The organism is Ramlibacter sp. bp-362, from assembly GCF_054956735.1.
Genome location: NZ_JBUDXE010000055.1, coordinates 1 through 269, shown reverse-complemented (window position 1 = coordinate 269; position 269 = coordinate 1). Strand labels below are relative to the sequence as shown.

1 protein-coding gene is annotated in these 269 nt (G+C 55.8%); it reads left to right on the top strand.

The window, feature by feature from the left end:
- Positions 1 to 269: hypothetical protein (locus ACY0MJ_RS22385; RefSeq protein ID WP_462640767.1), on the top strand; the 269-nt coding region annotated here is incomplete at both ends.

The window sequence follows — 269 nt, the reverse complement described above, 5'->3', positions numbered from 1 at the left end:
AGATGGCCTGCCATCTGCCTCTTTCCGTAGAAGCCCAGTCCGAAGCGCGGACGCTCATGCTTTCGTCTCATAACATCCTGGCTCCGAAAGATGGCAAACCGGTCGCAGTCCCGACACAGGACATGGTCCTCGGTGCTTATTACCTGACCCTGGTCAAACCGGCTGCCAAGGGCGAAGGCAAGATTTTCTCCAACTACGATGAAGTCATGCTCGCTTACGATGCCAAAGTCATCGACATCGAAGCCCTGATCAAGGTCCGCATCCCTGGC